At 61.1% G+C, this 16,497-nt stretch carries 16 protein-coding genes; 4 read left to right on the top strand and 12 right to left on the bottom strand.

What is annotated here, in order from left to right; translation table 11 throughout:
• Positions 1 to 82: 82 nt before the first annotated feature.
• Entirely contained in the window at positions 83 to 721 is a 639-nt protein-coding gene (locus tag IB244_RS08840; RefSeq protein ID WP_018855200.1) for a 5'-methylthioadenosine/S-adenosylhomocysteine nucleosidase, read from the bottom strand.
• Positions 718 to 1,167: a PaaI family thioesterase gene (locus IB244_RS08835; RefSeq protein ID WP_025658634.1), complete on the bottom strand. Its 450-nt coding sequence runs from the start codon at positions 1,165 to 1,167 to the stop codon at positions 718 to 720. The genes IB244_RS08840 and IB244_RS08835 overlap by 4 nt, the downstream gene beginning before the upstream one ends.
• 241 nt (positions 1,168 to 1,408) lie before the next feature.
• Here IB244_RS08835 and IB244_RS08830 point away from each other — a divergent pair, with 241 nt between their 5' ends.
• Both IB244_RS08830 and IB244_RS08825 read left to right on the top strand, forming a co-directional pair.
• Entirely contained in the window at positions 1,409 to 2,485 is a 1,077-nt protein-coding gene (locus tag IB244_RS08830; protein ID WP_192303946.1) for a GH25 family lysozyme, read from the top strand.
• 44 nt (positions 2,486 to 2,529) lie between these two features.
• A complete protein-coding gene (locus IB244_RS08825) occupies positions 2,530 to 3,105 on the top strand; it encodes a dienelactone hydrolase family protein (RefSeq protein ID WP_113160466.1) in 576 nt (191 codons plus the stop codon).
• On the opposite strand, the gene IB244_RS08820 is transcribed toward IB244_RS08825, so the two are convergent.
• The 7 genes from IB244_RS08820 to IB244_RS08790 form a co-directional block, all read right to left on the bottom strand.
• Entirely contained in the window at positions 3,102 to 3,554 is a 453-nt protein-coding gene (locus tag IB244_RS08820; protein ID WP_169679328.1) for a TspO/MBR family protein, read from the bottom strand. The genes IB244_RS08825 and IB244_RS08820 overlap by 4 nt on opposite strands.
• A 61-nt stretch (positions 3,555 to 3,615) precedes the next feature.
• Complete coding sequence (locus tag IB244_RS08815) at positions 3,616 to 4,704, bottom strand: DUF1513 domain-containing protein (protein WP_192303944.1); 1,089 nt, start codon at positions 4,702 to 4,704, stop codon at positions 3,616 to 3,618.
• A 4-nt stretch (positions 4,705 to 4,708) separates the two neighbouring features.
• Complete coding sequence (locus IB244_RS08810) at positions 4,709 to 5,806, bottom strand: imelysin family protein (RefSeq protein ID WP_018855194.1); 1,098 nt, start codon at positions 5,804 to 5,806, stop codon at positions 4,709 to 4,711.
• Positions 5,806 to 7,344, bottom strand: a complete 1,539-nt coding sequence (locus tag IB244_RS08805) for a di-heme oxidoredictase family protein (protein ID WP_192303942.1) — start codon at positions 7,342 to 7,344, stop codon at positions 5,806 to 5,808. Before IB244_RS08805 ends, IB244_RS08810 begins: the two co-directional genes overlap by 1 nt.
• 48 nt (positions 7,345 to 7,392) lie before the next feature.
• A complete protein-coding gene (locus tag IB244_RS08800; RefSeq protein WP_192303940.1) occupies positions 7,393 to 8,673 on the bottom strand; it encodes an imelysin family protein in 1,281 nt (426 codons plus the stop codon).
• 340 nt (positions 8,674 to 9,013) lie between these two features.
• Positions 9,014 to 10,303: an RsmB/NOP family class I SAM-dependent RNA methyltransferase gene (locus IB244_RS08795; protein ID WP_192303938.1), complete on the bottom strand. Its 1,290-nt coding sequence runs from the start codon at positions 10,301 to 10,303 to the stop codon at positions 9,014 to 9,016.
• Between the two features lie 153 nt (positions 10,304 to 10,456).
• The gene (locus tag IB244_RS08790; RefSeq protein ID WP_018116842.1) at positions 10,457 to 10,819 is read right to left on the bottom strand and encodes a septal ring lytic transglycosylase RlpA family protein; all 363 of its coding nucleotides are present in this window, start codon (positions 10,817 to 10,819) and stop codon (positions 10,457 to 10,459) included.
• A gap of 596 nt (positions 10,820 to 11,415) precedes the next feature.
• Between IB244_RS08790 and IB244_RS08785 the strand changes: the two genes are divergently transcribed.
• Entirely contained in the window at positions 11,416 to 12,630 is a 1,215-nt protein-coding gene (locus IB244_RS08785) for an MFS transporter (protein ID WP_062371411.1), read from the top strand.
• 7 nt (positions 12,631 to 12,637) lie between these two features.
• On the opposite strand, the gene IB244_RS08780 is transcribed toward IB244_RS08785, so the two are convergent.
• Genes IB244_RS08780 through IB244_RS08770 form a run of 3 tightly spaced genes read right to left on the bottom strand, consistent with a single transcriptional unit; the run spans position 12,638 to position 15,363 of the window.
• On the bottom strand, positions 12,638 to 13,510 hold the full coding sequence (locus IB244_RS08780) for an SDR family oxidoreductase (RefSeq protein WP_018116840.1): 873 nt from the start codon (positions 13,508 to 13,510) through the stop codon (positions 12,638 to 12,640).
• Positions 13,510 to 14,658, bottom strand: a complete 1,149-nt coding sequence (gene queG / locus IB244_RS08775) for a tRNA epoxyqueuosine(34) reductase QueG (RefSeq protein WP_169679314.1) — start codon at positions 14,656 to 14,658, stop codon at positions 13,510 to 13,512. The genes IB244_RS08780 and queG overlap by 1 nt, the downstream gene beginning before the upstream one ends.
• A 12-nt stretch (positions 14,659 to 14,670) precedes the next feature.
• On the bottom strand, positions 14,671 to 15,363 hold the full coding sequence (locus IB244_RS08770) for a glutathione S-transferase family protein (RefSeq protein ID WP_018116838.1): 693 nt from the start codon (positions 15,361 to 15,363) through the stop codon (positions 14,671 to 14,673).
• Positions 15,364 to 15,612: 249 nt separating this feature from the next.
• On the opposite strand from IB244_RS08770, the gene IB244_RS08765 reads away from it, so the two are divergent.
• The gene (locus IB244_RS08765; protein ID WP_018116837.1) at positions 15,613 to 16,410 is read left to right on the top strand and encodes an undecaprenyl-diphosphate phosphatase; all 798 of its coding nucleotides are present in this window, start codon (positions 15,613 to 15,615) and stop codon (positions 16,408 to 16,410) included.
• The last annotated feature ends 87 nt before the right edge of the window (positions 16,411 to 16,497 follow it).

Here is a 16,497-nt window from a genome sequence, read left to right as displayed (position 1 = left end):
AATGAAAAGCACCCGGTCTTGCAATGCGCGAAATCCCCCGGCCGAGGATTTTATTGTGCTGATTGTCCCTATCCCGCAGGGGTTAGAACCAGAATACGCCGTCTTCCAGAGCCGTAAACAGGCTGTCGACGGCATAGGAAAGCTTGCGGTCGATGACATGCAGGTATTCTGTCCAGCCGGAAATGTGCTGCAACTCTTCGACACCGTCGGAAATCCCGCGCAGGCCGATCAGCGGCAGTTCGTAAGCCTGGCAGGTGCGCAGGATTGCGAAGGTCTCCATGTCGACCATATCGGCGGCTATACCATTATAGGCCTGCCCGGACACGACGTTGCCGCCGGTCGACAGGCTTGCCTCCGGAATGCCTGGGATTCTAAGCGGCAGGTCGATGGTGGCAGGGAGATCGAGGAACGGCGTGCGCCCCTTCTCGAAACCGAGTGGCGATGCATCCATGTCGCGATAGGATACGGAGGTGGCCTGATAGACCTCGGTCTGCTCGAGCTTTGCCGAGCCCGCCGAGCCGAGCGAAACGACGAGGTCGGGCAACTCATCGGCCTGCGCTAATTGCGCCAGCGCCCGGGTGAGGACGATTGCCGCCTCGACGGGACCGACCCCCGTCATCAGCGGCTCGAAGCGGGAGCGTAGGAACGGACCGTACTCGGCCTCCGCCGCCATCACGAAGAGAATGGATTTGCCGGCGACCGATTTCAGCTCAAACTTCATCCCGAAATGCCCTCTCTGCCACGGATGATCATCATGGTGCTTGTCATGGAAGCGATCAGCTTTGCCGGTCCGTCGCCGATCGCATAGCCGCGCCCGTCCGCAACGATGATGTTCGATCCCGGCTTGGTGATTTCGCCCCTGAAGAGGAAGCGATCGCCACGGCCTGGCGACAGCAGGTTGACCTTGAATTCGATCGTCAGAACGGACGCCTCGGCGTCGATGACGCTGTAGGCCGCCAAGCCGCAAGCGGAATCGAGGGCAGCGGAGATCACACCGGCATGCAGAATTCCGTGCTGCTGGGTGAGCTTGACGTCGAAAGGCAGTTCGATCTCCACCAACCCCCGCCCGACGCGGGTCAGTTCGGCGCCGAGCGTATGCAACGCCGCCTGGCGGGTAAAGTTCTGGCGGATTCGCTCGTGGAAATCGCCGCTGTCGTTGTCGGTCATCATCGCGCCTTTCTTGCGATCGCGAAAGTGGCATGCTGCGCCGCATCAGACAAGCGCTTCCCGGAAATCTGTTGGCAGAGTGCTCCCGTGCCATGCGGTCGCTTGTCTGACGCGCATGCACGTGCCCGGCGTAAAGATTGGATTCAGTCTTTTTTGGTAAATCTCCGTTAGCCATTGCTTTTCGATGGGTCCCTGGCGGCAGCGAATCTGTCGTCGACAATTGTTTTGCGTGCGGGTTCTTATGCGTCTATTGGCTGCGCCAGCTTTCTTCCTTGCTTGTCTCGCCTTGTCGGGCTGCACGTCCAGTTTGGGACCGGACAGCCTCGTCGCGGGAATCCCGTCGCGGGAGACGACCAGCTCGGTCGCACGCCCAAGCGCGCCCGTGCCGGCCAGCGTCATGCCGGTGAGCCCTGTTCCCTCAGCTGATGTCGCCGAGGCGCCAACGCCAGCCGCGCCGCAACAGGAGGAATTGGCCTGGGCCGGCCCGGTGCCTCAGCCGCAAGCCTTCACACAACAGGCCGGAGTGGCCACCGCTCCCGTGCCGTCGGAAAGGCCGATGGCAACGGCAGTGCCAGCCGTCCTGACGCCCGCAGCGCCCGAAATTGACGAGACGCCGCGCACACGTTCGCGGGTCTACAGTCATCGTTTCCGCGACGTCAAACCGATCAATTTCGGCTCTTCCTCGCCCAGAAAGCTTGCCGTCCATGGCGTCGACGTTTCGCGCTGGCAGGGCGACATCGACTGGGACAAGCTGAGAACGCAGGGTGCGAATTTCGTCTACATCAAGGCGACCGACGGCGGTGACCATCTCGATCCGATGTTCCGGAAGAACTGGCGCGACGCCAAGCAAGCTGGGATGAGGCGGGGCGCCTATCACTTCTTCTATTGGTGCCGCACCGCGGGCGAACAGGCGGACTGGTTCATCCGCAACGTTCCCCGCGAAGCCGGGGCTCTGCCACCGGTCATCGACGTCGAATGGAACGGCGAGTCGAGCTGCAAGCGGCGGGTCTCGCCCGAGAAGGTTCGCGAGAAGATGCAGGTCTTCATGGACAAGCTCGAGCAGCACTATGGCCAGCGGCCGATCATCTACACCGCGCCGGACTTCTATCGCGACAACCTCAAGGGCGCCTTCCTGAACTATCCCTTCTGGCTGCGTTCGGTTGCAGCCCACCCGTCGAAGGTTTATCCCGGACGCCGGTGGGTATTCTGGCAGTATTCGGGCTCCGGCATCTCGCACGGCGTTGATGGCCGCATTGACCTGAATGTGTTCCACGGCAGCGAAGCCGACTGGCACGACTGGGTCGCCAGATCGGACTGAGGTGCTGCTCGTCTCGCCCGCGCGAAACAACCGGGAGGTTCGCCATGGCAGAGGTTGTGCTGTTTCACCACGCGCTTGGATTGACGCGAGGCGTCATCGCTTTTGCTGGCGATCTGCGGGCCGCCGGGCACGTCGTACATACGCCTGACCTGGTTGCCGGCCGGACGTTCGACACGCTGGAGCAGGGCGTGCAGCACGCCCAGGAGACCGGCTTCGGCGAGATCATCCAACGTGGAGCCCGCGCCGTGGATGGCCTTGCAGCCGATCTCGTCTATGTCGGGTTTTCCCTGGGAGTGCTCCCGGCACAATATCTGGCTCAGACGCGTGCCGGTGCGCGGGGTGCGATCTTCCTTCACGCCTGCTTGCCGCGTTCGGAATTCGGCTCGGCCTGGCCGAAAGGCTTGCGGGCTGAGATCCATGCCATGGACGCCGACCCGTTCTTCGTTGGAGACGGTGATATCGAGGCGGCGAAGGCGTTGGTTGCCGAGTCGGCGGATGTCAGGCTTTTCCTCTATCGAGGGGACGCGCATCTTTTTTCCGATCGGTCGCTCGCCGCCTTCGATCCAGCGGCGGCAGCCGTTCTCGAACGGCGCGTGCTCGATTTTCTCGCTGATCGCTAGTTCAAATAGACGATCGCGGCGTTGAGCAAGGTCGCGAAGCCAACCCAGGCTGCATAGGGCACGAAGAGCAGGGCGGCGGTCCGATCCGAATTCCAGCGGTTTGCGGCAAAGCCGAGGATCAGTCCGAGCAACAGCACAATGACGACGAGCGAGGCCGACAGCATTCGCAGGCCGAAGAAGAACGGCGACCATAGAAAGTTCAGCACCATCTGCCAGGCCCAGATAAGCATGCCGACAGACAGATGCCCGCGCAACCACGTCCGTGCCCCGGCAATACCAATCAAAACATAGAGGGTGAGCCAGACAGGTCCGAATATCCAATCAGGTGGATTGAACGGCGGCTTGGCGAGAGATTGATACCATTCCTCCGGCAGATTGTTGACGCCGATGGCGAGCCCCCCGCCGAGTGCGATGGCGACGAAGACGACGTAGGTCAGGGCTTTGCTCATTCGCCGGAAATAGGGCGGCTGGACTCTCCAGCCAGATCGCTAGCGATCTTTTGCGCACAATTCAGACGGCCGCAATGCGCACGATGTGCTGGTCCCAGGTAACGTCGCTCTGCGTCGACAAAAATCCGCCTTCATAGGATGACACGGCAAAGCCGGCCTTGGCTGCGGCAATCCCTGCCGCATCCGGCACAATCTCTTCACGAAGCACGCGTCCGCTCTTCGCATCGATTGTCACGGACGCGCCGCCCTTGGGAGACGTGACGCCGACGAGCCCTTCACCGCGATTGATTGCGATCGCGCCGACATAGTTGGCAAGCCGGCGCGTCGTCTCCTCCGGCAGATCGACGAAGCGCAGGTCTTCGCCTTTGGCAAAGGAGCCGACGAGCGGCGGCAGGTCGTTGCGGTGCCCTTCATACTGGCAGGCAAACCAGATGCGGCCCCTCGCGTCGACATCGACGTGTCGGGTGGAGAGCTGCGCCCACTGCGATGGGAGGGAGTGCTTTTCGATCAGGGCTCCGGTTGCCGCATCGATCAGCGTCAGCGAAGGCTGCATATTGGAGAGGTTGAGCTTGGCGCGGCCGAAATCCGGATGCGTTTCAATGCCGCCATTGGCAACGATCAGCATGCGCCCGTCGTCGGCCACGGTCATGTCATGCGGACCGACACCGTAGGTCTCGAACTCTCCTATGCGCTCAAAACGCCCGGTCGCATCGTAGAGGCCGATCATGCCGCGGTTGGCGTCGAAGGCGTTCTCGCTGGCATAGAGAATCCGGCCGTCCGGCGAGAAGGCGCCATGGCCATAGAAGTGGCGCCCCTCGGCGGCTGCAATGGTGATCGGCTCGTTTTTGCCGCGGGGATCGAAGATCATCGCATAGGTGCCGGGGCGGCGCGCAAACGCGACGGTTTTTCCCGTCGCGTTGCTGAAGGCCATGCCATGGGCGCGTGCCGGAAGGGCGATTTGATCGACGATCTCGCCGCGCTCCGTGACCGTCGCAACGGCGTAGGATCCGTTCGCGGTCCGCATCCCTGACGCATAGATCGCATCCGCGCGCTCAAGTGCCATGAGCGCTCGCGGCTGTAGGGCAGCCAGGAAAGTCAGCCCGGCCGCCTTGACGAAACTGCGCCGATCGATCGCGGAGCTATTCCACATGGATTCAGTCGCCGTCCGAGAAGGAGAAGCCCGCTGAAAGGCCTATTGCCGCGCCATAGTCATCGCTGATCTTGGTGATCAGCTCGCGCGTGCTGACCAGAAGAGCATCGAGCTTTGCCCTCTCGGCGTCGCTTGTTGCAACTTCGATATCGGGGTTGAGCTTCTGCAACGCCTCAAGCAGCGACTTCAAATTGGCATCGATCGTGTCGGCGATCGGCTTCTTGTCGGCTGGCAAGAGCTCGGCCATGCCGGCTTTTTGCCAGAGTGTGCGAAGTCCCTCGACGTTGGCCGTCATCGACTTCCAGGTGTTCCCGGAGCGCCAGTAGATCGCCATGCGTGGACGAGGCGTGGCGTCCTTGCCCTTGTAGAACTGCTCGAGCCGTTGATCGCGAACGGTCTCCGCGCCATGAACGAGGATGCCGAGCAAAGCGGTTATGGCCTCCTTGTTGTCCATGAAGTCTTCGCTTTGCGGGCCGGGATGCTTCCAGCTTCCCTGCACGCCGTCGGGCTTTTCCCAAGCCGCGACGACCTCGCCCGCCTCACGCTGGATGTTACCGGCAATCGCAGCGCCATAGAGGCATCGGAAGCTGTTCTTCTGCGTCGTCAGGTCTTCCGAACCGGTGCCGTGGAGCACGTATTCGAGCGCAGTCAGCCCCTGCAGCGCGACGCTCTTGCCGGCGATTGCATCGACAGTCGTATCCTTGGGATCGGCTTTGGCGATCAGAGCCTGAACCTGCTTCAGGGCGACGCCCTTGCGATCGGGGTAGAACAGGATGTGCTCGAAGAGATTGTCCTGGATCACTGGTCCAGTCTGAACGATTTCAATGACCGACCAATAGCGGATCATGTCGTCGAGTGCTGACCGCGCCTTGTCCAGCTTCTGCTGCGTCGCGTCCTCGCAGAGGTCCTTCATCGCCGTTGTCAGGCGTGCTGCCGATTGCTGGGCATTGCGATAGCCTGGGCGGATCACCTCATCGACCGCCCGCTGCATGACTCCGGAGACCGCCTCCTCGTTCAGACCGGCTTGCGGTGCGGGAGGAGTCTGGGCGAAGGCAGACGTAGCAAGGACAAGGGAGAGGACAAGAGGTTGCCAAAGGCGCATCAAAGGGACTCCAGGAATGTAATCAGTGCCTGCCGGTCATCCCCGGGCAGGGATGCGAACGCGTCACGCGCCTTTTCAGCCTCGCCGCCATGCCAGAGAATCGCTTCGGTGAGATTTCTGGCGCGGCCGTCGTGGAGGAAAAAGCTGTGCCCGCTGACAGTCTGGGTCAGACCTATACCCCATAGCGGCGGCGTGCGCCATTCACGTCCGTTCGCGCTCCCGACTTGTTGTCCGTCCGCGAGACCCTCGCCCATGTCGTGCAGCAGGAAGTCGGAATAGGGCCAGATCAGCTGGAAGGCTTGAGCCTTGTCGGCGCTGTCGCGCCGCGTGACGAACTTCGGCATGTGGCAGGAAATGCAGCCGCTTTGGTAGAAGATTTTCTTGCCCTGAAGGGTCGCGGGGAAGCTCGCCTTGCGGCGGGCAGGAACGGCAAGGTTGGCCGAATAGAAGGTGACGAGGTCGAGGATCGGGCCGGGGGCCTCCTCCTTGCCAAGGCGCTTCTGCACGCCGGTCGGCATCTTCCCGCACTTGGCTTCGGCTTCTGCGCAATCGCCATGCGGGTCGGCTCGGTCCGGCGTCGAAATGCCAATGTCATTGGAGAAGGCATCCGCGCTCTGGTCGCGCACGCTCGCATTCTGTGCCTTCCAACCGAAGCGCCCGAGCGCAACTTTGCCGGTGCGATGGTCGCGTACGATGGCCGCCTTGCCGTGGATGCCGTCGCCGTCCGCATCGTCCGGATCGGCGTGGGCAAGGATGTCCGCTTCAGGGATGGCCTCGATCAGCCCGAGCCCGATCATCGCCGGCGCAACGCGCGGCGAGATCGTCGTTGTTGGGTCGAGTGGCCCATAGCCGAGGTCGGTCACTTCGTATGTCGGACGGCGGAGCGAGATGGTCTCGCCGTCGCCGAGCGTCACGGGCTCCTCGGTGTAGCGGATAGCCATCTTGCCCTCTGAGGGAAGCCCTGGAACCGCAAGATCCTGCAACTGGTGGCCGTAGATTGGGTCCGGGAAATTGACGACTTCGGCGCTGGCAATCGCCCGCTGCTCATCAGGCGTTGTCGCCGGGCGCGACAGGCGCAGGAACATCGAGGTGGCACTGACGCCACCTTCCGGCGGCTTGCCGCGGCCGTCGTTCAAGTGGCAACTCATGCAGGAGCGGGCATTGAAGAGTGGCCCCAGACCATCTGAGGCCTGCGTCGAGGAAGGGGCGGAGACCCAGAGCTTCTTGAAAAGGGCATTTCCGAGCCGGAACGGCTGTTCTTCTTCAAAGGGGATTGTCGCCGAGATATGCGAAAAGGAATCCTGCGTGACCGGATCGATGGAGGTGGCGCCGCCGGCCTGCATCGCTTCGTATTGCTCGGCCTTGGAAAAATCCGTGGTCGGCCGCGTGACATCGGCGACGCGCTTCATATCCGCGTCGGAAAGGTCGCGTCGTTTCGTCGGAAGATCGAACCCGGATGCCAGCGCAACGGAGAATCCGGCAATCGCGGCGCAAAATGCTGCGCAACTGAGAAGACGACGAGCCGGTCTGGGAGGCATTCGAGAGTTTCGGGCCGCTGCGTCGAACGAAGCGGCCCGCCTTTTCACTTATTGGAAGACCGCGCCAGGATTATCCAAGCTGTCGGAACCTTCAAGCTTCACCGTGCCGAGATCGAGTGCGGCAATAACGCGCTGCACCGTCTTGGTCTGGTCGACGAGACCGTCGATGGCGGCCTGAACGACGGCGTTGCCCTTCTTGTTGCCTTCGCCGATCATCTGGTCGTACTTCTCGACGTTCAGACCGCGCTTCGCCATGACATTCATTGCCTTGAGCGTCGCGTCGAGTTTGGCCCGCATTTCCTTGTCGAGCTTCTCGTCCTTGTCTGCGACGAGATCGTGCAGCGACGGTCCCTTCATCTTCGTGCCGTCGACGCGGGTGTAGTCGCCCGTGTAGGCAGCGGCGATGCCGATCGCGTCGTTGAGGTGCGAATTGAAGGTGTTGTCCGAGAAGCAATCATGCTCTTCTTCCGGATCGTGCAGCAGCAGGCCGAGCTTCATGCGCTCGCCGGCCAGTTCACCGTAGGAGAGGGAGCCCATTCCGGTCAGAATGGCAACGAGACCGGCTTTCGGATCGGCTTCGACATGCTTGGTGGCTTCGCCCTCCGGAGCCCATATGTTGGTCATTTCCTGAAGGTCGGAGACCAGCAGCGTCGAGGCGGACTTCAGATATTCGGCACGGCGATCGCAATTGCCGTGCGTGCAATTCTTCAGGTCGTAGTCCGTGGCAGGGCGGTTGCCAGCTCCGGGACCGGTGCCGTTCAGGTCCTGGCCCCAGAGCAGGAATTCGATGGCATGATAGCCCGTTGCGACGTTGGCTTCGACGCCGCCGGCTTCGGCCAGCGTGCCGGACAGGAATTCAGGAGTCAGCTTGGACGCGTCGACATCCTTGCCGTCGATCTTGATCGTCTTGTTGGCGATGACATTGGCGACGTAGAGCGCGTTCTCGTCGCTCTCGGTGCCGTAGGACGCATCGACGTAATCGATCAGGCCTTCGTCGAGGGGCCAGGCGTTGACCTTGCCTTCCCAGTCGTCAACGATCGGGTTGCCGAAGCGATAGACTTCCGTCTGCTGGTAAGGGATGCGTGCCTTGATCCACGCGGCGCGGGCAGCCTTCAATGTCTTGTCGGTCGGGTCCTTGAGCAGGGCGTCGATTGCCGCGTCGAGGGCCTTGGCCGTCGTCAGCGAGTCTTCGTATTTGGCATGCGCAACGTCGGCGTAGTGTTTTACAACTGCAGCAGCATCCGGGGCCGCGTAAGCGGGAATGGCCAGCAGAGCGGCTGGGGCCAGCGCCAGCGCCACGGCTGCGCGGAAATTCTTGTTGAGTTTCATGATCCTCTCCTGTGCGGACTTTCCGTCTGAGGTCCGACGAAAAATCTCTTCGCCCAAAAGCAAACTGGTGTCAAACACTCTAGTTTGGAATGATTTTAAGTGTATTCGCGCGGTCTGACGAACCTCTTGTTGTTTTGACACCCCCTGCTTCTCCGTCATTCCGGCCTTGAGCCGGAATCCAGCCCGCCGCGCGTCTGCGGGGCTGAAGAGTTTTTCGCGATCAAGGACTTGATCGCGCTGGATACCGGCTCGAGGCCGGTATGACGGCGATGGGTATCTCGCCCTCAGAAAATCAATTGAGTTGACGGCTTTGTCAGAAGTCTGCCGGCTGAGCGAGGGCTCAGCCTTTCCTCTGCATGCGGCAGAAGAAGAAACCGTCCGTATCGGTGGAGGCGGGTGTCAGCGTGATGGTCTTGCCGTCGGACGAACGAGGACGTGGGCTGTCCTTTCCGAACAGTCCATCCCACGCAGGCAGGGCGCTGACAATCTCGTAGTCGCCGTTTTCTGCGGTGAAACGCCGGACCTGCTCCTCGTTTTCCTGCGGCAGCACCGAGCAGGTCACGTAGATCAGTTCTCCGCCCGGACGGACAAAGGCGCTCGCCTGCTTGAGCGCGTCCTGCTGCTGGGTCGTGCGCTCGTCGAGGTTCTTCGCGGTCAGGCGCCACTTGGTGTCGGGCCGCCGCCGCCAGGTCCCGGTTCCCGTGCATGGCGCATCGACGAGCACCTTGTCGCAGCGATCGCTCAGGCTCTTCAGAGCCTTGGCGTCATCGTGCACCTGGACATTGCGCGTTCCGGCACGCTTCAGCCGTTCGATGATCGGCGCGAGCCGCTTGCGGTCGGCATCATAGGCGTGAACCTGGCCCTTGTTGTGCATCGCCGCCGACATGGCGAGCGTCTTGCCGCCACCACCGGCACAGTAGTCGAGAACCTGTTCGCCGTCTTTTGGGAGCACGAGATCGGCAACGATCTGCGACCCCTCGTCCTGCACTTCGAACCAGCCTTTCTGGAACGAAAGCTCGGCGGTCACGTTTGGCAGCCTTGAGGCGCCTTCGCCGGCGGGAATCCGGATGCCGTAACGCGCGATCGCCGCCTCTTGTGCGCCGGCTCTTTCGAGCGCCTTGACTGTCTTGTCGCGGGTCGCCTTCAGGATGTTGGCGCGCAGATCGAGGGTCGGACGCTCGGCGAGGGCCTGCGCCTCGACGATCCAGTGATCGTTGAAGGCGCTTTCAAACGAGGGCTGGACCCATTCGGGAATATCGCCCTGGATGTGAGCGGGCGCGTCGGCCAGCTGGCGGCTGTTGAAAGCGGAAAGCTGAGCTTCCGAAAGCGGGCTTGGTGCGAACTTGTCGTCTGCGAGTTCCGCGGCGAGGCTTTCTGGCGTGAAACCCCATTGCCGGAACATCACGGCGTGGGCGATAGCGGATGCGCTGTCATCGTCCATCAGCCAGGCGTGGGAGAGGCGCATGCGAAGGGCATCGTAGACGATATTGCCGATTGCGGCGCGATCGCCCGATCCGGCAAACCGATGGGCAAGACCCCAGTCCTTCAATGCATCGGCGACAGGCCGTCTGCGGGCATCGATATCTGCAAGAACCGAAATCGCCCCTTCGAGCCGACCGCCCAACCGCATTCAAACAGCTCCTATCGCCTGGATCAAAATACCGGGCTTGTGAACAATCCGCAGGAAGCGCGACAGACGCAGCGGATAGTACACAAGTCTAGACCGCGTCGTAGACGCGATTGGCGGCAAGAGCAAGCGACCCGTTCGTGTACGGGCGAACGCTTAGCCTATGACTTCGTAGCAGACCTTTGCCGTGCCACTGCTGACCATGCCAATGTTCTGGGCGGCAGCGCGGGAGAGATCGAGCACGCGGCCGCGAATGAATGGGCCACGATCATTGACGCGGACGACGACGCTGCGTCCGTTTTTGCTGTTGGTAACTTTCAGCTTCGTGCCAAATGCCAGCGAACGATGTGCTGCAGTATTGATGGTCGGGTTCATACGTTCCCCGGAGGCGGTTTTGGAGCGAAGTGCGTACCATGAAGCGCCACCGCAACCATTTGCAGCAAATCCTTCAACGGGAAGGATAGTAGAGCAAGCTGCAATTGTTGCTGCGGCGATGACAGAACGGCAGATTTTCTTCAAAACGGATTGTCCCCTCAATTGTTGAACTCGCGCCTTGTGGGCGGTGGGAGGGTTGAATCCGGCCAAGTGTGGCGAAAAAGTGCCCCCAATTATCACGGAATATTACAAAGTGTAATATACGTGATGGCTAGATGCGCGGCATGTGCGCCACAGAAAATCGAATGATTGGGAAAAAAGATAATGAAATCAAGTAAAATTAGAACGTTTTTTGCAAGGCCTGATCCACGCAACCAAAGATCACAAAATTAACGAAAATAATTTTGCGCGATTGCCATAATTAGTGCCTCATTTGCGCAAATTCAGAGGCCGTTAACCACAATCAGGCGCTATATTATATGCGCCGAATGCAGGAAGTAGAAATTTCCTACCCTGAAACCGCGCTATTTGTGATCGACAAATACAATCGCAAGACGAAAAGTCTGCCGCCCGCTCTCGCCCCGCAGGCAAGTCGTGATATGCAAGTCGACGGAAGTCGCTGCGGCATAGCATAAAAACGCCCCGGGTGTGTCCAAAACGGTGACATTCAAACGTCTTTAGCTTGCAAGCGCGCAAGCAGTGCGCGCCTCGTTCAAATTGGGCAGGGAGGCTGCGAAATCATGAGCATACCTTATCGTTGGATCATTGTTTCTGCCGGGGCGTTGATGACCTGCGTTGCACTCGGCGCGATGTTTTCCCTGGCAATCTTCCAGGAGCCAATCGCGACCGAGACCGGCTGGTCGCACGCTGGCATTGCGAGCGCGATGACACTTAATTTCATTGTCATGGGGATTGGCGGTTTCCTGTGGGGCACTGCGAGCGATCGCTTCGGCGCGCGGGTTGTCGTTCTGATCGGTGCTGCCGGCCTTGGCCTGGCCCTTGTGTTGGCAAGCCGCGCGGAATCGCTTCTGCAGTTTCAGCTGACCTACGGGATTTTGGTCGGGCTTGCCGCCAGCACCTTCTTCGCGCCAATGATCGCGACGACGACCGGGTGGTTCGAGGAGAACCGCAGCCTCGCCGTCTCCCTTGTCTCTGCCGGCATGGGTGTCGCGCCCATGACGATCTCACCTTTCGCACGCTGGCTCATTTCTGCCTATGATTGGCGAACCGCGATGCTGCTGATCGGCATCACTGCCTGGGTCCTGCTGCTTCCGGCAGCCTTGCTGGTTCGGCGCCCGCCGGCAGAGGCAGGGGACGGCGCGACCGCCACTGCAACAAGCGGGGAACAGCCTTCGCTCTCGCGGGTGTTCCGATCGCCACAATTCATTGTGTTGGGGCTGACGTTCTTCGCCTGCTGCGCTGCGCATTCCGGTCCGATCTTTCACATGGTCAGTTACGCGACGATCTGCGGCATAGCGCCAATGGCCGCCGTCAGCATCTATAGCGTCGAGGGACTTGCGGGGCTCGGCGGCCGGCTTCTCTATGGCGGGCTGGCCGACAGGGTCGGGGTGAAGCCGGTGCTCGTCGCCGGTTTGCTCGTCCAGGCGATTGCGCTTGCGACCTACCTCTTCGTCAGCAGGCTCGGCGAATTCTACGCCCTCGCCATTATCTTCGGCAGCGCCTATGGCGGCGTGATGCCGCTCTATGCTGTTCTGGCGCGAGAATATTTCGGGCCACGCATCATCGGTACGGTGTTCGGCGCGGCGACGATGCTCTCCAGCCTCGGGATGGCCTTCGGTCCTCTTATCGGCGGATGGATCTTCGACACCTTTGACAACTACTCGTGGCTCTTCATCGGATCCGCTCTGGTCGGGCTCGGCGCAGCCGCAATAGCCCTCGCATTCCCGCCGCTCGCACGGGTAAAGGCCGAGCCGGCGCTCGGCGTCTCGATTTGAGGCGTCGCTATCCTCGCCAGCTGTTGCTCTGCATCAGCTGCGCGAGCGAGGCGGGATAGGTCGGGAAGGCGAAGATAAAGCCCGCCGCCTTCAGCTTGGCGTTCGAGACCCGCTTGTTCTCGCCGTAGAAGGACCGCGCCATCGGGGTGAGCTCGGCAGTTTCGAATGGCTGCTCCGGCGGCGGCTCGACGCCCAGCAGCCGGGCTGCTTCGACGATGACGTCCTGAGGCGGGCCGGGCAGATCGTCGGTCACATTATATATGCCGCCGAGCCCACGGTCGGCGAGGAACCGCGTCGCCGCGCCGATATCCTCAACCCGGATCCGGTTGAAAACCTGATCCTTCTTGATCAATCGCCGTGCGGTACCGCGTTCCAGATTGCAAAGGGCATTGCGGCCTGGCCCGTAGATACCGGAGAGGCGGAGAACCGCCGCCGGAACATTGATGGCGGCGCCGATGGCCATCCAGCCGTCTTCTGCTTCCAGCCGCTCCTTCGAGCGGCCGGAAACCGGCGTGCAGGGCATTTCCTCGGTGACCCAATTTCCCTTGTGATCGCCATAGACGCCGACCGTCGAGAGATAGCCGATCCACTGGAGCTTGGGCATCATCTCCTTCAGACGGTCGCCAGCGAGCCTGATCAGCGCATCACCATTATCGCGCGGCGCAATGGATTGGACGAGATGGGTCGCGCCCCGCATCGCCTCGCTCAATTTCTCGTCCAGCACGTCGCCGTCAAACACGAAAGCGTCGATGCCCTGGCCACGCAGGGCAGCTGCCTTGTCTTCCGAGCGCGTCGTACCGGAGACACGCGCGCCGTCCGCCATGAAAGCCTTGGCGATCGCCGTGCCCGAATAGCCGCAGCCGAAAATCATCACTTGCATCAAACTGCTCCCGCCAGGCGCCATTCACTCAGGACATCGCTATCCGACTCATCTGGCCTTTGTGCCGCAAAGGCAGAAAATTCGCCAGCCTCGAGAAGGCGCGACATGGCCCAAATTGCCATGCCGCGTACGACCGGGGAGGGATCCTCTGACAGTTTCCGACACTGCTCGACAAATCGGCGATCGTTCGAATTGCCGGCGGCAATGAGCACATTGCGGATGAACCGATCGCGGCCGATACGCTTGACGGGCGAGCCGCTGAAGAATGTGCGAAAGGCGGCATCATCGAGGCCGAGCAGATACTCGATCGATGGCTCCTTCAAGTCCTCCCGGGCCTGCAGCTTCATCTCGGAGGCCTCATGGGCAAATTTGTTCCATGGGCAGGCGGCGAGACAGTCGTCGCAGCCATAGATCCGGTTGCCGATCAGGGACCGCAACGCCGGGTCGATCGGCCCCTTGTGCTCGATGGTCAGGTAGGAGACGCAGCGCCGTGCGTCGATCTGGTAGGGACCGGGAAAGGCCTTCGTCGGGCAGATATCGAGACAGGCGCGGCAGGAGCCACAGTGGTCAATCTCCGGCGCGTCGATGTTCAGATCCGCGGTCGTGAACATCGAGCCGAGGAAAAGCCATGATCCGTGCTCGCGGCTGACGAGGTTCGTATGCTTGCCCTGCCAGCCGAGGCCGGCCGCTGCCGCGAGCGGTTTTTCCATCACCGGAGCCGTGTCGACAAAGACCTTCACATCCGCCCCGGCGCGCGCCGCAAAGCGTGTTGCGATCTCCTTCAATCGCCCCTTGATGATGTCGTGATAGTCGCGATTGCGCGCGTAGACCGAGATTGCAGCCTTGCCGGGTTTTGTCAGAATCTCGCGCGGATCTTCATCCGGTCCGTAATTGAGGCCGAAGACGACGATCGACCGGACGTCGCTCCAGAGCGTGCGTGGATCGCCGCGCCTGTCGCGGGTCTCCGCCATCCACTCCATCGTTCCATGCCGCCCGGCGTCAATGAATTCGCCGAGCCGCTCCTTGGCTTCCGGTATGGCGTCGGGTCGCGTGATGCGACAGAGGTCGAAACCCAAGGCCTTCGCCTCCGACCGAACGAAGGCGGTGAGGGTATCGCGGCGTTTCTGGTCCTTGTTTTCCATGGCCATTGAAGGCCCTCGTCAGAAATCCAGGTCGGCGTAGTGCGAAACCGGGGTCAGGCCCCGCACGCGCTCGGTGAGCAACGGCCGGAAGGATGGACGCGACTTCAGGCGCTGATACCACTCCTTGACGAGAGGAGCTTCCGACCAGTCGATTTCACCGAGATAGTCGAGAATGGAAACGGCCGAGGCAGCAGCGAGATCTGCATAGCTCATGCGGTCGCCGGCCAGCCACTGTCGGGAGCCGGCAAGCCAGCCCAGATATTTCATGTGCTGGCGGATATTCGCCCGCGCCGTGCGGAGGATCTTGGAATCAGGCGCGCCGCCGCCCTGGTCCGCCGTCATCTGCAGCTTGTAGACCCGCTCGCGGGCGAGCGGCTTGGTCACGTCTGTTTCCATCTTCTGCATGAACCATTCCGTCAGCCGGCGAATCTCGGCGCGCTGGAATGGATCTTCCGCCAGGAGCCGGCGATCACGCTTGAGCACGCCGTGCGTCTCGTCGAGATACTCGGAGATCACAGCCGCGCCGCACAACGCCCGCATGCTGTCATCGACATAAACCGGCAAGGTTCCGGCCGGGTTGAGCGCGAGGAAATCCCGGCGCTTTTCCCAGGTCTGCTCCTCGATCAGGTCCGCCTGATAGCCGTACTCCGTCAGGATCAGCCGAACGAAGCGTGATGCGGATGACATGGGATGATGATAGAGCGTGGGCATTGATTCTCGGATTTTTTGAGGTGTGTGGCATGTTGCGGGAGCGCGATGATCATCGCGCCCTAGTCATGACTTATTCGTTGAAGCTATAGGAGCTTGGCCCTTTCAATACAAGCGAGTCGGGTAGCCAACTCCCTGACAAAGGAGGTGGGCGTGCTCGAAAAACGGATTTTTGTTTTCCCGCCCTGCCTTCGTCATTTCCGGACGCCATAACCCCAATCAAAGCCCGACCAAACTCCACGGAGAGAATGTATGGATTATGTGAACTCTATAATTCTAGGCATAATAGAGGGAATTACCGAGTTTCTGCCGATTTCGAGCACCGGCCACCTTATCATCGCTGAGCAATGGCTCGGCCACCGGTCGGACATGTTCAACATCGTCATTCAGGCGGGCGCGATTCTCGCCGTCACCATTATTTACTGGCGTCGCCTCCTGGATCTCGTCCTGGGCTGGCGTGATCCGCGCAATCGCACTTACGCGGCCAAGCTGATCGTCGCGTTTCTCATCACGGCGATCCTCGGACTGGTCGTCAAGAAGCTCGGCTTCCAACTGCCGGAGAATGCGACGCCGATTGCCTGGGCGCTGATCATCGGCGGTATCTGGATGATCTTTGCCGAATGGGCCGCCGCTCGTCGACCGCCTCACAAGGAGATTACCTGGCTCGTCGCCATCTTGGTCGGTATTGCCCAGGTGGTGGCCGGCGTCTTCCCGGGAACGTCGCGCTCCGGCGCCACGATTTTCGTTGCCATGCTGGCCGGCACCGGCAATCGCGCCGCCGCGACCGAATTCGCCTTCCTGGTTGGCATCCCGACCATGTATGCCGCAAGCGGCTACGAACTGCTGAAGACGTTCAAGGATGGCGGGGCTGCAAACGAGGATTGGACGAGCCTCGGCATCGCTTTCATCGTCTCGACGATTGTTGCGTTTATCGCCGTGAAATGGCTGCTGTCCTACATCAGGAGCAACCGGTTTACGGTGTTTGCAATCTACCGCATCATTCTCGGCGCTATCCTGCTCGGCATGGCGGCATTAGGCATGATCGCCTGAGACGCACTTGATCGACGCATCCGAGTCCTTGTGGCGCGGATGCGGATCAGTTCCACTACCGAAAGCAAGGCAAGAAAAAAACCGGCG

The sequence above is a fragment of the Rhizobium sp. RHZ02 genome (genome assembly GCF_014851575.1).
GTDB lineage: Bacteria > Pseudomonadota > Alphaproteobacteria > Rhizobiales > Rhizobiaceae > Rhizobium > Rhizobium altiplani.
This window is presented reverse-complemented; position numbering and strand designations above follow the sequence as displayed.